Origin of the sequence: Pseudomonas sp. PNPG3, assembly GCF_023093815.1 — a bacterium.
Classification (GTDB): Bacteria; Pseudomonadota; Gammaproteobacteria; order Pseudomonadales; family Pseudomonadaceae; genus Aquipseudomonas; species Aquipseudomonas asiatica.
Window position 1 is genome coordinate 11,875 of the sequence record NZ_JALLKV010000030.1, and the last position, 21,410, is coordinate 33,284.

At 64.5% G+C, this 21,410-nt stretch carries 16 protein-coding genes; 11 read left to right on the forward strand and 5 right to left on the reverse strand.

Features of this window, described 5'->3' with window-relative positions; genetic code table 11:
* Positions 1-141: 141 nt before the first annotated feature.
* Positions 142-2,106: a bifunctional tRNA (5-methylaminomethyl-2-thiouridine)(34)-methyltransferase MnmD/FAD-dependent 5-carboxymethylaminomethyl-2-thiouridine(34) oxidoreductase MnmC gene (gene mnmC, locus MJ643_RS18915; protein WP_024086438.1), complete on the reverse strand. Its 1,965-nt coding sequence runs from the start codon at positions 2,104-2,106 to the stop codon at positions 142-144.
* A 153-nt stretch (positions 2,107-2,259) separates the two neighbouring features.
* Between mnmC and pap the strand changes: the two genes are divergently transcribed.
* Both pap and MJ643_RS18925 read left to right on the forward strand, forming a co-directional pair.
* The gene (gene pap / locus MJ643_RS18920; RefSeq protein ID WP_024086439.1) at positions 2,260-3,753 is read left to right on the forward strand and encodes a polyphosphate:AMP phosphotransferase; all 1,494 of its coding nucleotides are present in this window, start codon (positions 2,260-2,262) and stop codon (positions 3,751-3,753) included.
* Between the two features lie 255 nt (positions 3,754-4,008).
* Positions 4,009-4,971, forward strand: coding sequence for a DMT family transporter (locus MJ643_RS18925; RefSeq protein WP_047594988.1), 963 nt, complete (start codon positions 4,009-4,011; stop codon positions 4,969-4,971).
* A gap of 124 nt (positions 4,972-5,095) precedes the next feature.
* Here MJ643_RS18925 and MJ643_RS18930 read toward each other — a convergent pair whose 3' ends face one another.
* Positions 5,096-6,490, reverse strand: a complete 1,395-nt coding sequence (locus tag MJ643_RS18930; RefSeq protein WP_024086441.1) for a class II fumarate hydratase — start codon at positions 6,488-6,490, stop codon at positions 5,096-5,098.
* A 155-nt stretch (positions 6,491-6,645) separates the two neighbouring features.
* Here MJ643_RS18930 and MJ643_RS18935 point away from each other — a divergent pair, with 155 nt between their 5' ends.
* The 7 genes from MJ643_RS18935 (at position 6,646) to MJ643_RS18965 (ending at position 14,637) form a co-directional block, all read left to right on the forward strand.
* Positions 6,646-7,170 (forward strand): DUF2059 domain-containing protein, encoded by a 525-nt coding sequence (locus MJ643_RS18935; protein WP_003259051.1) that lies wholly within the window; start codon positions 6,646-6,648, stop codon positions 7,168-7,170.
* A gap of 10 nt (positions 7,171-7,180) precedes the next feature.
* On the forward strand, positions 7,181-7,477 hold the full coding sequence (locus tag MJ643_RS18940; protein WP_003252644.1) for a BolA family protein: 297 nt from the start codon (positions 7,181-7,183) through the stop codon (positions 7,475-7,477).
* Positions 7,478-7,696: 219 nt separating this feature from the next.
* Positions 7,697-8,629: a rhodanese-related sulfurtransferase gene (locus MJ643_RS18945; RefSeq protein ID WP_024086442.1), complete on the forward strand. Its 933-nt coding sequence runs from the start codon at positions 7,697-7,699 to the stop codon at positions 8,627-8,629.
* 3 nt (positions 8,630-8,632) lie between these two features.
* On the forward strand, positions 8,633-9,265 hold the full coding sequence (locus MJ643_RS18950; protein ID WP_015269296.1) for a DsbA family protein: 633 nt from the start codon (positions 8,633-8,635) through the stop codon (positions 9,263-9,265).
* Positions 9,258-11,090 carry an ABC transporter ATP-binding protein gene (locus tag MJ643_RS18955; RefSeq protein WP_023662524.1) on the forward strand — a complete coding sequence of 611 codons (1,833 nt, stop codon included), beginning with the start codon at positions 9,258-9,260 and terminating at the stop codon, positions 11,088-11,090. The genes MJ643_RS18950 and MJ643_RS18955 overlap by 8 nt, the downstream gene beginning before the upstream one ends.
* A 274-nt stretch (positions 11,091-11,364) precedes the next feature.
* Complete coding sequence (locus tag MJ643_RS18960) at positions 11,365-13,821, forward strand: EAL domain-containing protein (protein ID WP_038409033.1); 2,457 nt, start codon at positions 11,365-11,367, stop codon at positions 13,819-13,821.
* A 30-nt stretch (positions 13,822-13,851) separates the two neighbouring features.
* Positions 13,852-14,637 (forward strand): iron-containing redox enzyme family protein, encoded by a 786-nt coding sequence (locus MJ643_RS18965; protein ID WP_015269299.1) that lies wholly within the window; start codon positions 13,852-13,854, stop codon positions 14,635-14,637.
* 126 nt (positions 14,638-14,763) lie between these two features.
* Here the strand turns inward: MJ643_RS18965 and MJ643_RS18970 are convergent, their stop codons facing one another.
* The 3 genes from MJ643_RS18970 to ubiG form a co-directional block, all read right to left on the reverse strand.
* Entirely contained in the window at positions 14,764-15,504 is a 741-nt protein-coding gene (locus MJ643_RS18970; protein WP_015269300.1) for a YciK family oxidoreductase, read from the reverse strand.
* 152 nt (positions 15,505-15,656) lie between these two features.
* The gene (mupP, locus tag MJ643_RS18975) at positions 15,657-16,328 is read right to left on the reverse strand and encodes an N-acetylmuramic acid 6-phosphate phosphatase MupP (RefSeq protein WP_024086445.1); all 672 of its coding nucleotides are present in this window, start codon (positions 16,326-16,328) and stop codon (positions 15,657-15,659) included.
* 2 nt (positions 16,329-16,330) lie between these two features.
* Positions 16,331-17,029 (reverse strand): bifunctional 2-polyprenyl-6-hydroxyphenol methylase/3-demethylubiquinol 3-O-methyltransferase UbiG, encoded by a 699-nt coding sequence (ubiG, locus tag MJ643_RS18980; protein ID WP_003260863.1) that lies wholly within the window; start codon positions 17,027-17,029, stop codon positions 16,331-16,333.
* Between the two features lie 111 nt (positions 17,030-17,140).
* Between ubiG and mtnA the strand changes: the two genes are divergently transcribed.
* Positions 17,141-18,217, forward strand: coding sequence for an S-methyl-5-thioribose-1-phosphate isomerase (gene mtnA / locus MJ643_RS18985; RefSeq protein WP_024086446.1), 1,077 nt, complete (start codon positions 17,141-17,143; stop codon positions 18,215-18,217).
* A gap of 353 nt (positions 18,218-18,570) precedes the next feature.
* Positions 18,571-21,336, forward strand: a complete 2,766-nt coding sequence (gyrA, locus tag MJ643_RS18990; RefSeq protein WP_013971451.1) for a DNA gyrase subunit A — start codon at positions 18,571-18,573, stop codon at positions 21,334-21,336.
* Positions 21,337-21,410: the final 74 nt, after the last annotated feature.

Sequence of the window (21,410 nt, forward strand, 5' to 3'; positions counted from 1 at the left end):
GGAGGGGGTGCCCCGGATTAGGGCACCTTAAGGAACTGACCCATGTGGTTTGCGAGAGTTTTAGATCGATCTGTTATATGGAGCTGCTGCGCAGCCCTTCGCGGGCTCGCCCGCGAAGGGCCGCACAGCGGCCCCAATCCCCTATTTCCCGCGAATCAACCTGCGCAAGGCAAACCGATTCGGGTGGCACGCCTCCGCCACCGCCCGTGGCAACGGCAGCGGTTCCCCGCACACCCACGCCGCCACCAGTTCGCCGCTCAACGGCGCCGTGATCAACCCGCGCGAGCCGTGCCCGCTGTTCACATACAACCCATCCAGCCAGGGGCAGGCCACATCCGGCACCTGGCGCGCATCCCGGCCCAGCACTGCATATGCCTGGGCGAACGCCTGCGCATCCGCCACCGGCCCAACGATCGGCAGGTAATCCGGGCTGGTGCAACGGAACGCTGCACGCCCCTGCAATTGCCCGGGGTCCAGTTCGGTGGTGCCCAGGCGCTGGGCCAGATCGACCGAAATCTCGTCCAGCAATGCCAGGTTGCCCTGGTGCTCGGCCACCGTCGGCGCCAGGTCTGTGCTGTGGAAGTCGAAGCTCGCGCCCAAGGTGTGTTCATCGCCGCGCGGCGGCGCTACATAGCCTTCCGCACACACCACGGTGCGCAGCGCGCGGCTGCTGGGGGTGGCCGGCAGGCGGGTGATCTGCCCGCGGATGCGCTTGAGCGGCAGCTGCGCGCATGGTTCGAAGCGCAGTACGTCGGCGGCACCGGCCAGCACCACCACCGGCGCGCTGGCCAGCAAACGTTCTCCAGCCCAGGCTTGCCACTGCCCGTCGACCTTGCGCAGCTCGAGCACCTCCTGGTGCGTCAGCAGGCGAATACCCGGGTGCTGCAACTGCTGCTGGCACAGCGCCGGCGGGTGCACCCAGCCACCTTCGGGATAGAACAGCCCGCCAGCCGGCAAGGCCACACCTGCGATGGCTTCGGCTTCTGCACGTTCCAGCGAGTGCAGCAGGCCATGTTCGAAGGCCCCAGCCAGTTTGCCCTGGCGTTCGGCTTCCTTGCTGTCGAAGGCCAATTGCAGCACGCCGCAGGCATCCCAGTCGTGGCCACGTTGCAGGCGCTGCAGCTGGCGCCGGGTGTAACCGAAACCGGCCAGGATCATCTGCGACAACGCCGTGCCATGGGCGGACAGCTTGAGGTACAGCACCCCTTGCGGGTTACCCGAAGCTTCCCGAGCCGGCGTGTCGTGGCGTTCCAGCACGGTAACCTGCCAGCCACGCCGTGCCAGGCTGGCGGCGGTGGTGCTGCCGGCGAGCCCGGCGCCTATCACCAGCGCTTCACGCGGCCCCGCAACGGCAGCCGGGCGCGCATACCATGGCGCACCGGGGCTGGGCACAGGGCCGACATAGGCGCCGCTCATCACTTCCCATTTCTTGCCGATGCCCGGCACCTTCTTCATGGCGAAGCCGGCATCGACCAGGCTGCGGCGTACCCAGCCGGTGGTGGTGAAGGTGCCTAGCACCGTGCCCGGGTGTGACAGCCGTGCCAGTTGCGCGAACAGCTCCGGGGTCCACATGTCGGGGTTCTTGGCCGGCGCGAAGCCGTCGAGGAACCACACATCGATCTGCGCATCGAGTTGCGGCAGCTGCTCCAGTACGTCGCCTATCAGCAGGGTGAGGGTGACCCGGCCGTTGTCGAAGGTGAACTGCTGGAAGCCAGGGTGCACCGCCACGTACTGCTCCAGCAGGGGCTGGCTGTAGGCCGCCAGTTCCGGCCACAGGCGTATGGCGCGGGCCAGGTCGTCGCGACCGAGGGGGTATTTTTCGACGCTGACGAAATGCAGGCGGGCCTCGGCATGGGCGTGCTGCTCGAACAGTTGCCAGGCGCAGTAGAAATTCATGCCGGTGCCGAACCCGGTTTCGCCGATCACCACGCAGGCGTGCGGGGCGAGGTTGGCAAAGCGCTCGGCCAGACGGGTTTGCCCGAGAAACACGTGCCTGGTTTCTTCGATGCCTTCGTTGACTGCGAAATAGACGTCGTCGTATTGCCGCGAATGGGGGCGGCCCTGGTCGTCCCAGTCGATCTGGGCGTGCTGGAGGAGGGTGGACATGGTTGGCTCGGTTGCAGCGGATGGGCGGATTTTATGCCATCTGAGGATTTTGCGCTGGCTGTGCCGGCCCTATCGCCGGCACGCCCGCTCCCACAGGTACTGCACAAGCCTTCAAATCCGCTAGTCTTGCTTATCCATTGAAGGAGCCAGTGCATGTTCGAATCCGCAGAAATCGGCCACAGCATCGACAAGGAGGCTTACGACGCCGAGGTACCCGCTTTGCGCGAGGCCCTGCTCGAAGCCCAGTACGAACTCAAGCAGCAGGCGCGCTTCCCGGTAATCGTGCTGATCAACGGTATCGAAGGCGCCGGCAAGGGCGAGACGGTCAAACTGCTGAACGAGTGGATGGACCCGCGCATGATCGATGTGCTCACCTTCGACCAGCAGACCGACGAAGAGCTGGCCCGCCCGCCGGCCTGGCGCTACTGGCGGGCCCTGCCACCCAAGGGGCGGATGGGCGTGTTCTTCGGCAACTGGTACAGCCAGATGCTGCAGGGGCGGGTGCACGGGGTGTTCAAGGATGCCGTGCTCGACCAGGCCATCACCGGCGCCGAACGCCTGGAAGAGATGCTGTGCGACGAAGGTGCGTTGATCATCAAGTTCTGGTTCCACCTGTCCAAGAAGCAGATGAAGGCGCGGCTGAAATCGCTCAAGGACGACCCGCTGCACAGCTGGAAGATCAGCCCGCTGGACTGGCAGCAGTCGGAAACCTACGACCGTTTCGTGCGCTTTGGTGAGCGCGTGCTGCGCCGCACCAGCCGCGACTACGCGCCATGGCATGTCATCGAGGGCGTCGACCCGAACTACCGCAGCCTGGCGGTAGGGCGCATCCTGCTGGAAAGCCTGCAGGCGGCACTGGACAACAACCCCAAAGGCAAGCATCAGGGCAACGTCGCCCCGCTGGGCCGCAGCATCGACCAGCGCAGCCTGCTCGGCGCGCTGGACATGACCCTGCGCCTGGACAAGTCCGACTATCAGGAGCAACTGGTCACCGAGCAGGCCCGCCTGGCCGGCCTGCTGCGCCACAAGCACATGCGCCGACATGCCTTGGTGGCGGTGTTCGAAGGCAACGACGCTGCCGGCAAGGGCGGTGCCATCCGCCGCGTGGCCGCCGCGCTGGACCCGCGCCAGTACCGCATCGTGCCCATTGCGGCACCCACTGAAGAAGAACGCGCGCAGCCATACCTGTGGCGGTTCTGGCGGCACATTCCGGCGCGTGGCAAGTTCACCATCTTCGACCGTTCCTGGTATGGCCGGGTGCTGGTGGAACGTGTGGAAGGCTTCTGCAGCCCGGCGGACTGGATGCGTGCCTACAGCGAGATCAACGATTTCGAGGAACAGCTGGTGAATGCCGGCACGGTGGTGGTCAAGTTCTGGTTGGCGATCGACCAGCAAACCCAGCTGGAGCGTTTCGAAGAGCGCGAGCAGATCCCGTTCAAGCGTTACAAGATCACCGAGGATGACTGGCGCAACCGCGACAAGTGGGACGACTATGTCCAGGCGGTGGGCGACATGGTCGACCGCACCAGCACCGAAATTGCGCCGTGGACGCTGGTGGAGGCCAACGACAAGCGCTGGGCGCGGGTGAAGGTGTTGCGCACCATCAACCAGGCGCTTGAGGCGGCGTTTGCCAAGGACAAGAAATAGCCAGGCTTGTTGGTTGCCTGTTCTGGCCTCTTCGCGGGCACGCCCGCTCCCACAGGATTCGCACACACTCTGAATCTTGTGGGGGCCCTGTGGGAGCGGGCGTGCCCGCGAAAGGGCCAGAACAGGCAGCACACCCGCCAAGCCATGCCACAGAAGAATGACCTGATGAATTCTTTTCCCGGCACCCGCCACCGTCCCCGCCCTTCAAGCCCGTAGAATTCAACCACCCCCACCACGGGCTCGATCGAGGATTTTATGCACACCATTACCGGCCGCTGGGGCTATGGCCTTTTCCTGGCACTTTTGACGGCGTTGCTCTGGGGCATCCTGCCGATCAAGCTCAAGCAGGTGCTGCAAGTGGTCGACCCGGTCACCGTCACCTGGTACCGCCTGCTGGTCTCCGGCGGCCTGCTGTTCGCCTGGCTGGCCGCCAAGCGCAGGCTGCCTTCCTTCAGCAAGCTGACGCCCAAGGGCAAAGGCCTGGTGTTAGTGGCCGTGCTCGGCCTGATGGGCAACTACGTGCTGTACCTGATTGGCCTGAACCTGCTCAGCCCGGGCACCGCGCAACTGGTCGTGCAGATCGGCCCGGTGCTGTTGCTGGTGGCCAGCGTGTTCGTGTTTCGCGAGCGCTTCAGCCTGGGGCAGGGCGTGGGTCTGCTGATCCTGCTGGCGGGGTTCGGGCTGTTTTTCAACCAGCGCCTGGAAGAGCTGCTGACCTCGCTCGGCACCTATACCACCGGCGTGTTGACCATCCTGTTGGCCACCAGCGTCTGGGTGTTCTATGCGCTCAGCCAGAAGCAGTTGCTGACGGTGTGGCATTCGCAGCAGGTAATGATGGTGATCTACCTCAGTTGCGCCGCGCTGCTGATACCCTGGGCCCACCCGTTGGAGGCGTTGCAGCTGACCTCGGTGCAAGGCTGGCTGTTGCTGGCCTGTTGCCTGAACACCCTGGTGGCCTATGGCGCGTTCGCCGAGGCGCTGGCGCACTGGGAGGCGTCGCGGGTGAGTGCCACGCTGGCGCTGACCCCGCTGGTGACCTTTGTCGCGGTGGCACTGGCGGCGTTGGTCTGGCCTGATTATGTGCACGCCGAGGATATCAATGCCCTGGGCTATGTGGGGGCGGTGACCGTGGTGCTAGGCTCTGCGCTGGTGGCACTGGGGCCTTCGCTGGTGGCCGGGTGGCGCGCCCGCAGGGCGCGGTTGGCCCAGGCTCAATGATCGCCTGTACCGGCGCTTTTGCGGGCTTGCCCGCTCCCACAGGTACTGCACCAATCTGCAAGACTGTGGAGATCCTGTGGGAGCGGGCAAGCCCGCGAAGAGGCCGGTACAGGCGACAGGTGATCTAGCCCTTGCCCCCCGGAGCCAGCATGTTCTCCGGCCTCACCCACTGGTCGAACTGCTCATTGGTCAGGTACTTCAACTCCAGTGCCGCCTCGCGCAAGGTCTTGCCTTCGCCATAGGCCTTCTTGGCAATTTCCGCTGCCTTGTCATAGCCAATATGCGGGTTCAACGCCGTCACCAGCATCAGCCCCCGTTCCAGGTGCGCCGCCATCTGCTCGGCATCCGGCTCGATGCCCGCCACGCAGTGCTGCTGGAAGTTGCGGCAGCCGTCAGACAGCAATTCGATCGACTGCAGCAGGTTGTGGATGATCACCGGCTTGAACACGTTCAGTTGCAAATGCCCCTGGCTGGCGGCAAAGCCGATCGCCGCGTCGTTGCCCAGCACCTGACAGGCCAGCATCGACAGCGCCTCGCACTGGGTAGGGTTGACCTTGCCTGGCATGATCGAGCTGCCCGGCTCGTTGGCCGGCAGGCGTACTTCGGCCAACCCGGCGCGCGGGCCGGAACCCAGCAGGCGCAGGTCATTGGCGATTTTCATCAGGGCCACGGCCAGGGTCTTCAGGGCGCCGGCCAGGCTGGTCAGCGGCTCGTGGCCGGCGAGGGCAGCGAACTTGTTCGGCGCAGTGACGAACGGCAGGCCGGACAGCGCCGCCAGCTCGGCGGCGATGGCTTCGGCAAAACCATGCGGGGCGTTGAGCCCGGTACCCACGGCAGTGCCACCCTGGGCCAGTTCGCACACCGCCGGCAGGGTGGCGCGGATGGCACGCTGGGCGTAGTCGAGCTGCGCGACGAAGGCCGAGACCTCCTGGCCGAAGGTGATCGGCGTGGCGTCCATCATGTGCGTGCGGCCGGTCTTTACCAGCTTGTGGTGGCGTGCCGACAGCTCGGCCAGCCCCGAGGACAGCTCGGCGATGGCCGGCAGCAGCTTGTCGTGCACCGCCTGCGCCGCAGCGATGTGCATGGCGGTGGGGAAGCAGTCGTTGGAGCTCTGCGAGCGGTTGACGTGGTCGTTGGGGTGCACGGGCGCCTTGCCGCCACGGCCCTTGCCGGCCAGTTCATTGGCCCGACCGGCGATCACTTCGTTGACGTTCATGTTGCTCTGGGTGCCGCTGCCGGTCTGCCAGACCACCAGCGGGAACTGGTCGTCATGCTCGCCGCCCAGCACTTCGTCGGCGGCCTGTTCGATCAGCCGGGCGATGTCGGCCGGCAAGTCGCCGTTGCGGTCGTTGACGCGTGCCGCGGCCTTCTTGATCAGCGCCAGGGCATGCAGCACCGCGATGGGCATGCGTTCCTTGCCAATGGCGAAGTTGATCAGCGAACGCTGGGTCTGCGCACCCCAGTAGGCGTCCTCAGGAACTTCGACCGGGCCCAGGCTGTCTGTCTCGATACGGCTCATTCTGTACTCACTCCCTTGTAGTTCGAATTCGCAGTTTAGGCCCTGATTCGACCGAGCGGTTCCGTCGCTCGTCGTGCCACTTGAGCACATCGCCACCACGGCGCAGAATGCTCTACTCTGAGGTACCCGCCTCCCTCTCTTCTGAAGGAAATGCAATGACCCGTCTCCGTGTCCTTTGTGCCGCCGTTGCCCTGGCTTGCGCCAGCGGCCAGGTACTCGCTGCCACCGCCAGCCACAACGCTGCTGCCGAGAAATTCCTGACCCTGGCCAACGCCGACAAGCTGGGCACCCCGGTGTACATGCAGGTCCAGCAGATGTTCGCCCAGCGTTTCGCCCAGACCAAGGCCCCGGCCACCAAGCAGCCGGTGCTGGAAAGCTACCAGGCCAAGGCCAACGCCGCGCTGGACAACGCCATCGGCTGGAACAAGCTGAAGCCGAAGATGGTCGACCTGTACACCCAGACCTTCACCGAGCAGGAGCTCAAGGACCTGGTCAAGTTCTACGAATCGCCGCTGGGCAAGAAAGTGCTGCGCGAAATGCCCAAGGTCACCCAGCAGTCGGCCCAGCTGACCCAGCAGAGCCTGGAGCCAGCGGTACCGGTGGTTAACAAGCTGCTGGACGACATGACCAAGGAACTGGACCCGAACGCTGGCAAGGCCGCCGCCCCGGCGAAGAAGTGAGTACGCCGCGATGACCATGCAACAGCGTATCGAACAGCAGCTGGCCGCCCTGGCGCCGCAACACCTGCAAGTGCTCAATGAAAGCCACATGCACAGTCGTGGTCAGGAGACCCACTACAAGGCAGTGATCGTCAGCGAGCAGTTTGCCGGGTTGAACAGCGTCAAGCGCCACCAGAAGGTGTACGCCACCATGGGTGAGCTGATGGGCGAGATCCATGCCCTGGCCATCCACACCTACACCGCCGAAGAGTGGGCCAAGGTCGGCGTTGCACCGGCCTCGCCGGTGTGCGCGGGCGGCGGGCACTGAAACCTTGTTGTTGTTCTGGTAGAATCCGCAACATCCCAAAAGGGGGCTGCTGTGCAGCCCATCGCCGGCAAGCCGGCTCCCACAGGTAAAGTGCCCTTCTTGAGTGTGGCGCAATACATGTGGGAGCTGGCTTGCCGGCGATGGGGCGCGCAGCGGCCCCCTGTTTCTTGTGTAACCCGGTCCGCCCCTTACGAGGGCAACCACTGGAGATCCTGCTTCATGTCCCAACCCATCGTCGTCGCGGCGCTGTACAAGTTCATCACCCTGGAAGACTACGTCGAGCTACGTGAGCCGCTGCTCAAGACCATGCTCGACAACAACGTCAAGGGCACCCTGCTGCTGGCCCACGAGGGCATCAACGGCACCGTGTCGGCCACCCGCGAAGGCATCGACGGCCTGCTGGCCTGGCTGCGCAACGACCCACGCCTGGCCGATGTCGACCACAAGGAATCGTACTGCGACGAACAGCCGTTCTACCGCACCAAGGTCAAGCTCAAGAAAGAGATCGTAACCCTCGGCGTACCGGGCGTGGACCCGAACCAGGCGGTCGGCACCTACGTCGAGCCCAAGGACTGGAACGCGCTGATCAGCGACCCGGAAGTGCTGCTGATCGACACCCGCAACGACTACGAAGTGGCCATCGGCACCTTCAAGGGCGCCATCGACCCGAAGACCGAAACCTTCCGCGAGTTCCCCGACTACATCAAGGCCAACTTCGACCCCAGCAAGCACAAGAAGGTTGCCATGTTCTGTACTGGCGGTATCCGTTGCGAAAAAGCCTCCAGCTACATGCTCGGTGAAGGCTTCGAGGAGGTCTATCATCTTAAGGGCGGCATCCTGAAATACTTCGAGGAAGTGCCTCAGGAAGAAAGCCTGTGGGACGGCGACTGCTTCGTCTTCGACAACCGCGTCACGGTGCGCCATGACCTGAGCGAAGGCGAGTACGACCAGTGCCACGCCTGCCGCCACCCGATCAACGCAGAGGAGCGCGCGTCCGAGCACTATTCGCCAGGGGTCAGCTGCCCGCACTGCTGGGACACCCTGAGCGAGAAGACCCGGCGTAGCGCCATCGACCGGCAGAAGCAGATCGAGCTGGCCAAGGCCCGCAACCTGCCGCACCCGATCGGTTACAACTACAAAGCCGAGGCTTGATGCATGTCTGCACGCCTGATCTATGTGATGGACCCGATGTGCTCGTGGTGCTGGGGTTTCGCACCCGTGGCAGCGGCCCTGATCGCCCAGGCGCGTGACGCAGGCGTGCCTACCCGCCTGGTGCCGGGCGGGCTGCGTACCGGCGGCAGTGCCCTGGACAGCTCTACCCGCAAGTACATCCTTGAACACTGGCAGGCGGTGGCCGACGCCACCGGCCAGCCGTTCCGCTTCGAGGGGGCCATGCCCGACGGCTTCGTCTACGACACCGAGCCGGCCTGCCGTGCCCTGGTCACCGCCCGCGAGCTGGACGCCGAACGCGTCTGGCCGCTGCTGGCGCTGATCCAGCGTTCGTTCTACGAGCAGGGCGTGGACGTCACCATTGCGCCGCATCTGGTCGACCTGGCCGAACAGGCAGGCTTCGACCGCACCGTGTTCGCCGAGGCCTTCGCCTGTGCCGACACTCGCGCCGCCACTGCAGCCGATTTCAGCTGGGCCCAGGACCTGGGCATCGCCGGTTTCCCGACCTTGCTGGCCGAACGCAATGGCCAACTGGCCCTGCTGACCAACGGCTATCAGCCGCTGGAGCGCCTGCAACCCTTGCTCGGCCGCTGGCTGCAGCAGGCCGCCTGTGCTTGATGTGCCTGGGTCACCCGACCCGGTGCCGGGCAAGCCTCACACTGTGGCCGATCGACTGAGCTGGGCGGAAATCCGCCGCCTGGCCCTGCATCACAAGAAAAACCTCTGGTCCGCCAACTTCATCGCCGTATTGGCGGCCTGCTGCAGCGTGCCCATCCCGCTGTTGCTGCCGCTGCTGGTGGACGAAGTGCTGCTGGGCCATGGCGATGCCGCGCTGAAGTGGATGAACCACCTGCTGCCATCCAGCTGGCAGGTGGCGGCGGGCTACATAGGCCTGATGTTGCTGCTGACCCTGTGCCTGCGCCTGGCCGCGCTGGCGTTCAACGTGATCCAGGCCAAGCTGTTCGCCGGCCTGGCCAAGGACATCGTCTATCGCCTGCGCATTCGCCTGATAGAGCGGCTCAAGCGCATCTCGCTTAAGGAATACGAAAGCCTGGGTAGCGGCACGGTAACCACCCATCTGGTCACCGACCTGGACACCCTCGACAAGTTCGTCGGCGAAACCCTGAGCCGCTTCCTGGTGGCCATGCTGACCCTCACCGGCACGGCGGCCATCCTGATCTGGATGCACTGGCAGCTGGCCATGCTGATATTGCTGTTCAACCCGCTGGTGATCTATTTCACCGTGCAGTTGGGCAAGCGCGTCAAGCACCTGAAAAAGCTCGAGAACGACAGCACCGCACGCTTTACCCAGGCGCTGGCGGAAACCCTCGACGCCATTCAGGAAATCCGTGCCGGTAACCGCCAGGGCTACTTCCTCGGTCGCCTTGGCCTGCGCGCCCGCGAAGTGCGGGACTACGCCGTGGACTCGCAGTGGAAGAGCGATGCCAGCGGCCGCGCCAGTGGCCTGCTGTTCCAGTTCGGCATCGATATCTTCCGCGCCGCGGCCATGCTCACCGTGCTGTTCTCCGACCTGTCGATCGGCCAGATGCTGGCGGTATTCAGCTACCTGTGGTTCATGATCGGCCCGGTGGAGCAGCTGCTAAACCTGCAATACGCCTACTACGCCGCCGGCGGTGCATTGAGCCGCCTCAACGAACTGCTGGCACGCGCCGACGAGCCGCAGTATCCGGCGGCCAGCGACCCGTTCGCCGGCCGCGAGACGGTAGGTATCGAAGTACGCGACCTGCGCTTTGCCTATGCCGACGAGCCGGTGCTCGAGCACCTCGACCTGTCCATCGCCCCGGGCGAGAAGGTGGCGATAGTCGGCGCCAGCGGTGGCGGCAAGAGCACCCTGGTGCAGCTGTTGCTGGGGCTTTACAGCGCCCAGGCCGGCACCATCCGCTTTGGCGGTGCCAGCCTGCAGGAAATCGGCCTGGAAACCCTGCGTGAAAACGTCGCGGTGGTGTTGCAGCACCCGTCGTTGTTCAACGACACCGTGCGCGCCAACCTGACCATGGGCCGTGACTGCAGTGATGAGGCCTGCTGGCAGGCACTGCGCATCGCTCAGCTGGATGCCACCATCGCCGCCTTGCCGCAGGGTTTGGACAGTGTGGTGGGGCGCTCCGGCGTGCGCTTGTCCGGTGGCCAGCGCCAGCGCCTGGCCATTGCCCGCATGGTGCTGGCCGAACCCAAGGTGGTGATCCTCGACGAAGCCACCTCGGCCCTGGATGCCGCCACCGAATACAACCTGCACCAGGCCCTGGCGCGCTTCCTCAGTGGCCGTACCACACTGATCATCGCCCACCGCCTGTCGGCGGTGAAACAGGCCGACCGGGTGCTGGTGTTCGACGGCGGGCATGTGGCCGAGGATGGCGACCACCAGCAGCTGATTGCCGAGGGTGGGTTGTATGCCAAGCTTTACGGGCACCTGCAGCAGAGCTGAATTTGTGGCTGCCTGTGCGGGCCCCTGTGGGAGCGGCCTTGCGTCGCGAAAGGGCCGCAAAGCGGCCCCAGACAATCAAGGCAGATGCAGAAATTGCCGGGGCTGCTTTGCAGCCCTTTCGCGACGCAAGGCCGCTCCCACAGTGCCAGTTCAGGCCATATGCAAATCACCCCCCTTTCCTGCCATAAAAACCCAACCACCGGGATGGCAAATGGCCTACGCTGTGCTTTGTCTGGGTTGATTTGCGCCTTATCTGCTCTGTGACAGGGACTCCATGAAGGGACATCGCACTCTAGAAGCGCCAAAGTTGCTCGGCATCACCTGGCCCTTCATCGCCGTTGTGGTCTTCCAGGTAGCCTTGGGCAGCCTGAGCCTTTATACGCTCTCGGCCGTGCGTGCCTACGTCGCGGGCGAAAGCCTGTGGTCCAAGGCGCAGAAAGACGCCATCTACTACCTCAACCTGTACGCCGAAACCCGCGACGACAGCACCTATCAGCGCTATCGCCAGGCCATCACCGTGCCCCAGGGCGACCACCAACTGCGCGAAGTGATGGACCAGCCCAGCCCCGACCTGGATGCCGCACGCCAGGCCGTGCTGCAAGGCGGTAACCACCCCGACGATGTCGAGCGGATCATCTGGTTCTACCGTAACTTTCGCAACGTAAGCTACATGCAGACGGCCATCGACTACTGGGACATCGGCGACGACTACCTGGGCAAGCTGGATATGCTGGCCGTGGAAATGCGCAGCAGCTTTGCTGCTGGCCCGGTCGACGCCCGCACGCTCAGCGACTGGAAGGCGCGCATCGTCACCATCAACGAAGGGGTAACCCCGGCCGCCAAGGCGTTCAGCGATGCCTTGGGCGAGGGTTCGCGCATGCTGCTGCGGGTGCTGCTGATCACCAACCTGCTGACCGCGATGTTCCTGATTGCCATTGCCTGGCGCCGCTCCAGCAAGCTGCTGGCCCAGCGCCAGGCCTTTGCCAGCGCCCTGCAAGAAGAAAAGGAGCGGGCGCAGATTACCCTGCAGGCCATTGGCGATGCGGTGATTACCACCGATGTGGAGGGCAGTATCGGCTACATGAACCCGGCCGCCGAACAACTGACCCACTGGCAGGCCGGCCAAGCCCAGGGCCTGCCGTTGTCGGCGCTGTTCAGCCTGGTGGACGAGCAGGCAGAGGAAGACGGCCGCAGCCTGGTCGAGCAGGTGCTCAGCGGCAGCCTCAAGGGCGGCGCCGAGCATGCCCGGCTGATCCAGCGCCTGGACGGCAGCACTGTGTCGGTCAACCTGGTCGGCTCGCCGATCGTCAATGACGGCCAGGTCAGCGGTATCGTGTTGGTGCTGCACGACATGACCCAGGAGCGCCAGTACATCGCCAACCTGTCCTGGCAGGCGACCCATGACGCCCTGACCGGCCTGGCCAACCGCCGCGAGTTCGAATACCGCCTGGAGCAGGCGCTCAATGACCTGGCGCGCCAGGCCGGGCGGCATTCGCTGATGTTCCTGGACCTCGACCAGTTCAAGCTGGTCAACGATACCTGCGGGCATGCCGCCGGCGACGAGCTGCTGCGGCACATCTGCGCCGTGCTGCAGTCCGGCCTGCGCGAGGGCGATACCCTGGCCCGGCTGGGTGGTGACGAATTCGGCGTGCTGCTGGAAAACTGCCCGCCCGACCAGGCCGAGCGCATTGCCGAGCAGCTGCGCCAGCTGGTGCAGAGCCTGCATTTCGTGTGGAAAGGGCGGCCGTTCGTCACCACCGTCAGTGTCGGCCTTGTGCACATGGCCCAGTCCCCCGGCACCCTCGAAACCTCGCTGCGCGCCGCCGACATGGCTTGCTACATGGCCAAGGAAAAGGGCCGCAACCGCGTGCAGGTGTACCATGCCGACGACAGCGAGCTGTCCATGCGCTTTGGTGAAATGGCCTGGATCCAGCGCTTGCACGTGGCCCTGGAAGAAAACCGCTTCTGCCTGTACGCCCAGGAAATCGCCCCGCTGAAAACCTTCGAAGGCCCCGGCCATATCGAGATCCTGCTGCGCCTGCACGACGAAAGCGGGCGCACCATCCTGCCCAGCAGTTTCATCCCGGCGGCCGAGCGCTACGGCCTGATGACCGCGCTGGACCGCTGGGTGGTGCGCAATGTGTTCCTGGTCATCCGCCAGTGCCTGGATGAAGGGCGCGAGGGGCCGCTGTCGATCTGTGCGATCAACCTGTCGGGGTCGAGCATTGGCGATGACAAGTTCCTCGAATACCTGCAACGCCTGTTCGTCGAATACGCCATTCCGCCGCGGATGATCTGTTTCGAAATCACCGAAACCAGCGCCATAGCCAACCTTGGCAGCGCCATCCGTTTCATCAACGAGTTGAAGGGGCTGGGTTGTCGCTTCTCGCTCGATGATTTCTGCGCCGGCATGTCGTCGTTCGCCTATCTCAAGCATTTGCCCGTGGATTACCTGAAGATCGACGGAAGTTTCGTCAAGGACATGCTCGACGACCCGGTCAACCGGGCCATGGTCGAGGTCATCAACCACATCGGTCACGTAATGGGCAAGCGCACCATTGCCGAATTCGTCGAAACACCCTTGATCGAGCAGGCCTTGCAGGAAATTGGCGTGGATTATGCCCAGGGCTACCTCATCGAACGCCCCCAGGTGTTCACCTGTGACAGTCTGCAGCGCCAACGGATCGCCGCCCGGCCTCTGTTGCAGCGGGCACCTGGCACGTTTCGCTAGCTAGAAATCACAAGGATCAAGGAGCTGAAAGTGATTGACGCATTCGTTCGTATCGGGCCTTTGATGGATCCCGCCAGCTACCCCCAATGGGCCCAGCAACTGATTGAAGACTGCCGCGAGAGCAAGCGCCGGGTAGTCGAGCATGAGTTCTACGCGCGCCTGCGCGATGGCCAGTTGAAGCAATCTACCATTCGCCAGTACCTGATCGGTGGCTGGCCGGTGGTGGAGCAGTTTTCGCTTTACATGGCCCACAACCTGACCAAGACCCGCTATGGCCGGCACCAGGGCGAAGACATGGCGCGGCGCTGGCTGATGCGCAACATCCGTGTCGAGCTCAACCACGCCGACTATTGGGTGAACTGGTGCCAGGCGCATGGCGTGCACCTGCACGAGCTGCAGGCCCAGGAAGTGCCGCCTGAACTGAACGGCCTGAACGACTGGTGCTGGCGCGTGTGCGCCACCGAGAACCTGGCTATTTCCATGGCGGCGACCAACTACGCCATCGAAGGTGCGACCGGTGAATGGTCGGCGGTGGTGTGCTCCACCGACACCTATGCGCTGGGCTTCCCGGAAGACCAGCGCAAGCGGGCGATGAAGTGGCTGAAGATGCATGCCCAGTATGACGACGCGCACCCGTGGGAGGCGCTGGAGATCATCTGCACCCTGGCGGGCGAGAACCCGACCCTGGGGCTGCGCAATGAACTGCGCAAGGCGATTTGCAAGAGCTACGACTGCATGTACCTGTTCCTGGAACGGTGCATGCAGCTGGAAGGGCGCCAGCAGGGGCGCATGCGCCCGGTGTTGGCAGCAGGCTGATCGCTCTCCTGTCCCGGCCTCTTCGCGGGTAAACCCGCTCCCACAAGTACTGCGCTGCCCTCATGGGCGGTGAATAACCCTGTGGGAGCGGGTTCACCCGCGAAAGGGCCGGTACAGGCAAATGGCTTACTGGGCGTTGAACGCCTGCCCATTCACCCCTTTGCTGTCCGGCCCCATCAGGTACAGGTACACCGGCATGATCTCTTCCGGCAGCGGGTTGTTCTGCGGGTTTTCGCTAGGGTAGGCCTGTGCCCGCATCGCCGTGCGCGTGGCACCCGGGTTGATGCTGTTGGAGCGCACCGGTGCCACGCCTTCCAGTTCATCGGCCAGGGTTTGCATCAGGCCCTCGGTGGCGAACTTGGACACGCCATAGGCGCCCCAGTAGGCCCGGCCCTTGCGCCCGACGCTGCTGCTGGTGAACACCACCGAAGCGTCTTCCGACAGCTTCAGCAGCGGCAGCAGGGTGCTGGTGAGCATGAAGGTGGCATTGACGTTGATGTGCATCACCCGCATGAAGTTGTCACCCGACAGCTGCTCCAGCGGCGTACGCGGGCCGATGATCGAAGCGTTGTTCAGCAGGCCGTCGAGGCGGCCGAACTGGTCTTCGATCATCACCGCCAGTTCGTCGTACTGGTGGGGCAGGGCGGTTTCCAGGTTGAACGGGATCACTACCGGTTGCGGGTGCCCGGCGGCTTCGATCTGGTCGTAGACCTCGTTGAGGTTGGCCTCGGTCTTGCCCAGCAGCAGCACGGTAGCGCCCAGCGCAGCGTAGGCCTTGGCGGCAGCGGCGCCGATGCCGCGGCCGGCACCGGTAACCAGGATGACCCGGCCTTGCAGCAGGTCGGGACGGGCGGTGTAGTCGAACATGGTAGGTCCTTCGAGTTCGTTGGCGCGGCACCGTCCCCTGTGGGAGCGGGTTTACCCGCGAATGCGTACTATCAGACGCTGGTATCGCCTGGGCTGGCGCATTCGCGGGTGAACCCGCTCCCACAGGGGCTGTGCTGCGGTCTAGACGGGGTTCAGCAGCCGCACAGCGCGCTGTCGATCACCTTGCGCAGTTCCAGCGGGTGGTCCACCACCACATCGGCGCCCCAGTTGTTGGGGTTGTCCTCTGGATGAATATAGCCGTAGCGCACTGCCGCCGTGCGAGTACCGGCGTCGCGGCCAGACTCGATGTCGCGCAGGTCGTCGCCGACGAACAGTACGCTGGCCGGGTCCAGGCCGAGGGTCTTGCAGGCGAGGATCAGCGGCTCGGGGTCGGGCTTGCTGTTCTTGACGTGGTCCGGGCAGATCAGCAGCGCCGAACGCTCGGCCAGGCCCAGTTGCTGCATGATCGGCTCGGCGAAGCGCACCGGTTTGTTGGTGACCACGCCCCACAGCAGGTTGCCTTTCTCGATGTCGGCCAGCAGCTCGGCCATGCCGTCGAACAGCTTGCTGTGCACCGCGCAGTCACGCTGGTAGCGCTCGAGGAACTCAAGGCGCAGGGCTTCGAAGCCCTCGGCCTCCGGGCTGATGGCGAAGGTCGCGGCGACCATCGCGCGGGCACCGCCGGAGATCACGTCGCGGATCACCTTGTCATCGACGGCCGGCAGGCCGCGCTCGGCGAGCATGGCCTGGCAGATGGCGATGAAGTCCGGCGCCGTGTCGAGCAAGGTGCCGTCCATGTCGAAGAGTACTGCTCGCAAACTCATGTTTATTCCTCGCGCAGGGTCTGGACCATGTAGTTGACGTCGACGTCGCTGCTGAGCTTGTAGTGCTTGGTCAGTGGGTTGTAGGTCAGGCCGATGATGTCTTTCACCTGAAGGCCGGCAACGCGGCTCCAGGCGCCCAGCTCGGACGGGCGGATGAACTTCTTGAAGTCGTGGGTGCCGCGCGGCAGCATCTTCAGGATGTACTCGGCGCCGACGATGGCCAGCAGGTAGGCCTTGGGGTTGCGGTTGATGGTGGAGAAGAACACCTGGCCGCCAGGCTTGACCATGCGGTAGCAGGCGCGGATGACCGAAGACGGGTCGGGCACGTGCTCGAGCATTTCCAGGCAGGTGACCACGTCGAACTGTTCGGGCATTTCCTCGGCCAGGGCTTCGGCGGTGATCTGCCGGTATTCCACCTGCACGCCCGACTCCAGCTGGTGCAGCTGGGCCACGGCCAGTGGCGCCTCGCCCATGTCGATGCCGGTGACCGTGGCGCCGCGCAGGGCCATCGCCTCGCTGAGGATGCCGCCGCCGCAACCCACGTCCAGCACCTTCTTGCCGGCGAGGCTGACGCGCTCGTCGATCCAGTTGACGCGCAGCGGGTTGATTTCGTGCAGCGGCTTGAACTCGCTTTCGCGGTCCCACCAGCGGTGGGCCAGCGCTTCGAACTTGGCGATTTCGGCGCGGTCGACGTTGCTCATTAGAACAGTCCTCTGAAACTTCGCAAAATTGCGCCGGAGTATACCCGAGCGCTCGGCCCCGAGGGTCGCTATAATCGCCGGCTTTTGATATCCGAACGACGGGGAGAGGCGATGCGCGAGCGACTTTTGGCGGCGGAGAAGGTGACCGGGATCCGCTGGCAGGGCGGCGTCCTGCACCTGCTCGACCAGCGCCTGCTGCCGTCGGAAGAGCGCTGGCTGGCCTGCGACAATGTCGCGCAGGTTGCAGCGGCGATCCGCGACATGGCCGTGCGCGGCGCCTCGGCCATCGGCATTGCCGCGGCCTATGGCCTGGTGCTGGCCCTTGAGGAGCGGCTGGCCGAGGGCGGCGACTGGGAAATGGACCTGGAGGAAGACTTCCTTGTCCTGGCTGAAGCGCGCCCTACCGCCGCCAACCTGTTCTGGGCGCTGAACCGCATGCGTGAGCGCCTGCAGCGCCTGCGTCCGGACGAAGACGTGCTGGCGGCACTGGAGGCCGAGGCGGTGGCCATCCACGAGAGCGATCGCGAGGCCAACCTGACCATGGCCCAGTACGGTATCGAGCTGATTCGTCGCCACCAGGGCAACGCCCAGACCCTGCTCACCTATGGCAATGCCGGTGCTCTGGCCTGTGGTGGTTTCGGTACCGCGCTGGGGGTGATCCGTGCCGGTTACCTGGAGGGCATGGTCGAGCGTGTATACGCCGGCGAGACCCGCCCTTGGCTGCATGGTTCGCGCCTGACTGCCTGGGAACTGGCCAACGAAGGCATCCCGGTGACCCTGTGCGCCGACTCGGCGCTGGCCCACCTGATGAAAAGCAAGGGCATCACCTGGGTGGTGGTGGGCGCGGACTGCATCGCCGCCAACGGTGACGTGGCCAGCAAGATCGGCACCTATCAGCTGGCGGTCAGCGCCATGCACCACGGCGTACGTTTCATGGTGGTGGCGCCGAGCACCAGCATCGACCTGAACCTGGCCACGGGCGAGGACATCCCGCTGGAAGAGCGCGCTGCCGACGAGTTGCTGGACATTGGCGGCACCCGCGTGGCGCCGGATGTCGAGGTGTTCAACCCGGTATTCGACGTGACCCCTGCCGACCTGATCGACGTGATCGTGACCGAGCGCGGCATCGTCGAGCGGCCGGATGCCGCCAAGCTGGCGCAATTGATCTGCCGCAAGCGCCTGCACTGACCGGAAACCTCGCTGGCTTCTTCGCGGGCGCGCCCGCTCCCACAGGGACACCACCACTCTCGAGTGTTGCGAGATCCCTGTGGGAGCGGGCGTGCCCGCGAAGAAGCCAGTGAAAATCCGAAGATTCAACCTCGTGTGAGGCCACCTGCCACATCTCCCCACCGCCCCTGCCTTTGTGATAACATCCGGCAGTTTCCAAGACCGCCCACCACGGCGGCCTTCATTGCGCAGATCCATGGCACAACTCATTGATTTGTCGTAAGTCGTCGCACCCTTATGCGCTGCGGCGGCGAGCTTCGTTCGGCCCTTGATGGAGCTGCGAAGTTTCACCAGAAAAAGGAATCAGGCTTCTCATGGGCGAACTGGCCAAAGAAATCCTCCCGGTCAATATCGAAGACGAACTGAGACAGTCTTACCTCGACTACGCGATGAGCGTGATTGTCGGGCGAGCGCTGCCCGATGCGCGTGACGGCTTGAAGCCCGTGCATCGTCGCGTTCTCTATGCGATGAGCGAACTGGGCAACGACTGGAACAAGCCGTACAAGAAATCCGCCCGTGTGGTCGGTGACGTGATCGGTAAGTACCACCCGCACGGCGACACCGCGGTCTACGACACCATCGTGCGTATGGCCCAGCCGTTCTCGCTGCGCTACCTGCTGGTCGACGGCCAGGGCAACTTCGGTTCGGTGGACGGCGACAACGCCGCAGCCATGCGATACACCGAAGTGCGCATGGCCAAGCTGGCCCACGAGCTGCTGGCCGACCTGCACAAGGAGACCGTCGACTGGGTGCCCAACTACGACGGCACCGAGCAGATCCCGGCGGTCATGCCGACCCGTATTCCCAACCTGCTGGTCAACGGTTCCAGCGGTATCGCCGTGGGCATGGCGACCAACATCCCGCCGCACAACCTCGGCGAGGTGATCGATGGCTGCCTGGCACTCATCGACAACCCCGAAGTCACCATCGATGAGCTGATGCAGCACATCCCTGGCCCGGACTTCCCGACTGCCGGCCTGATCAACGGCCGCCAGGGCATCATCGAGGCCTATCGTACCGGTCGTGGTCGCATCTACATGCGCGCCCGTTCCGAGATCGAAGACATCGACAAGGTCGGTGGTCGCCAGCAGATCGTGGTTACCGAGCTGCCGTACCAGCTGAACAAGGCTCGCCTGATCGAAAAGATCGCCGAGCTGGTCAAAGAGAAGAAGATCGAAGGCATCACCGAGCTGCGCGACGAGTCCGACAAGGACGGCATGCGCATCGTCATCGAGCTGCGTCGCGGCGAGGTGCCGGAAGTGGTGCTCAACAACCTCTACCAGCAAACCCAGCTGCAGAGCGTATTCGGTATCAACGTGGTGGCCCTGGTCGACGGCCGTCCGCGTCTGCTCAACCTCAAGGACCTGCTCGAAGCGTTCGTGCGTCACCGCCGTGAAGTGGTAACCCGCCGTACCGTGTTCGAGCTGCGCAAGGCCCGCGAACGCGGCCATATCCTCGAAGGCCAGGCGGTCGCGCTGTCCAACATCGACCCGGTCATCGCCCTGATCAAGGCCTCGCCGACCCCGTCCGAGGCCAAGGAAGCCCTGATCTCCACTGCCTGGGAATCCAGTGCCGTGCAGGTCATGGTCGAGCGCGCTGGCGCCGATTCCTGCCGCCCCGAGGACCTGCCGGAGCAGTACGGCCTGCGTGAAGGCAAGTACTACCTGTCGCCGGAACAGGCCCAGGCCATTCTCGACCTGCGCCTGCACCGCCTGACCGGCCTGGAGCACGAGAAGCTGCTGGCCGAGTACCAGGAAATCCTCGAGCAGATCGGCGAACTGATCCGCATCCTCAGCAGCGCCGAGCGCCTGATGGAAGTGATCCGCGAAGAGCTGGAAGCCATCCGCGCCGAATATGGCGATGCCCGCCGTACCGAAATCCTCGATGCGCGCCACGATCTCAACTACGGCGACATGATCCCGGAAGAAGAGCGCGTGGTGACCATCTCCCACGGCGGCTACGCCAAGACCCAGCCGCTGTCCGCCTACCAGGCCCAGCGCCGTGGCGGCAAAGGCAAGTCGGCTACCGGGGTGAAGGACGAGGACTACGTCGAGCACCTGCTGGTTGCCAACAGCCATGCCACCCTGCTGTTGTTCTCCAGCAAGGGCAAGGTGTACTGGCTGAAGACCTACGACATCCCTGAAGCGTCCCGCGCCGCCCGCGGCCGTCCGCTGGTCAACCTGTTGCCGCTGGAGGAAGGTGAGCGCATTACCGCCATGCTGCAGATCGACCTCGAGGCCCTGCAGCAGAACGCTGACGCCGACGAAGAGCTGGAGGACGCGGAAGACACCGTGCTCGAAGGCGAAGTGGTCGAGGCCGAGGAGGTGGACGAGGAAGACGGCGACACCCCTGAATGGGTGGCCGAGCCGACCGGCGCCTACATCTTCATGGCCACCGCTTCGGGTACTGTGAAGAAGACCCCGCTGGTGCAGTTCGCCCGTCCGCGCTCCAACGGCCTGATCGCCCTGAAGCTCAAGGAAGGTGACACCCTGATCGCCGCGGCCATCACCGACGGCGCCAAGGAAGTCATGATGTTCTCCGACGCCGGCAAGGTGATCCGCTTCGCTGAAAGCGTGGTGCGCGAGATGGGCCGTAACGCCCGTGGCGTGCGCGGCATGAAGCTGGGCAAGGGCCAGCAGATCATCTCCATGCTGATCCCGGAATCTGGCGCGCAGATTCTCACTGCCTCCGAGCGTGGCTTCGGCAAGCGCACTCCGCTGTCCAAGTTCCCGCGTCGCGGCCGTGGTGGCCAGGGTGTGATCGCCATGGGCACCAAGGGGCGCAACGGTCTGCTGATCGGTGCCATCCAGGTGCAGGAAGGCGAGGAGATCATGCTGATCTCCGACCAGGGCACGCTGGTGCGTACCCGCGTTGGCGAGGTGTCCAGCCTGGGTCGTAACACTCAGGGTGTGACCTTGATCAAGCTGGCTACCGACGAGACGCTGGTGGGCCTGGAGCGTATCCAGGAGCCTTCCGAGGACGAACTCGATGATGTGATCGAGGCGGACGAAGAGGGCGTCGAGGCTGAAGCGCCAGACAACGAAGAAGCTGCTGGTGCCGAAGAGGCCCCGCAGGAGTAAGCAAGCGTAAAACCCGAACGGGGCGACCAAGGTCGCCCCGTTTGACTGATCAGGCCAGGTCATTGGGGCCGCTG

Coding starts and splice junctions, on each gene's coding strand:
- mnmC (WP_024086438.1), bottom strand. CDS start 2,106: ATGTCCACCCTCCTCCAGCACGCCCAGATCGACTGGGACGACCAGGGC.
- pap (WP_024086439.1), top strand. CDS start 2,260: ATGTTCGAATCCGCAGAAATCGGCCACAGCATCGACAAGGAGGCTTAC.
- MJ643_RS18925 (WP_047594988.1), top strand. CDS start 4,009: ATGCACACCATTACCGGCCGCTGGGGCTATGGCCTTTTCCTGGCACTT.
- MJ643_RS18930 (WP_024086441.1), bottom strand. CDS start 6,490: ATGAGCCGTATCGAGACAGACAGCCTGGGCCCGGTCGAAGTTCCTGAG.
- MJ643_RS18935 (WP_003259051.1), top strand. CDS start 6,646: ATGACCCGTCTCCGTGTCCTTTGTGCCGCCGTTGCCCTGGCTTGCGCC.
- MJ643_RS18940 (WP_003252644.1), top strand. CDS start 7,181: ATGACCATGCAACAGCGTATCGAACAGCAGCTGGCCGCCCTGGCGCCG.
- MJ643_RS18945 (WP_024086442.1), top strand. CDS start 7,697: ATGTCCCAACCCATCGTCGTCGCGGCGCTGTACAAGTTCATCACCCTG.
- MJ643_RS18950 (WP_015269296.1), top strand. CDS start 8,633: ATGTCTGCACGCCTGATCTATGTGATGGACCCGATGTGCTCGTGGTGC.
- MJ643_RS18960 (WP_038409033.1), top strand. CDS start 11,365: ATGAAGGGACATCGCACTCTAGAAGCGCCAAAGTTGCTCGGCATCACC.
- MJ643_RS18970 (WP_015269300.1), bottom strand. CDS start 15,504: ATGTTCGACTACACCGCCCGTCCCGACCTGCTGCAAGGCCGGGTCATC.
- mupP (WP_024086445.1), bottom strand. CDS start 16,328: ATGAGTTTGCGAGCAGTACTCTTCGACATGGACGGCACCTTGCTCGAC.
- ubiG (WP_003260863.1), bottom strand. CDS start 17,029: ATGAGCAACGTCGACCGCGCCGAAATCGCCAAGTTCGAAGCGCTGGCC.
- mtnA (WP_024086446.1), top strand. CDS start 17,141: ATGCGCGAGCGACTTTTGGCGGCGGAGAAGGTGACCGGGATCCGCTGG.
- gyrA (WP_013971451.1), top strand. CDS start 18,571: ATGGGCGAACTGGCCAAAGAAATCCTCCCGGTCAATATCGAAGACGAA.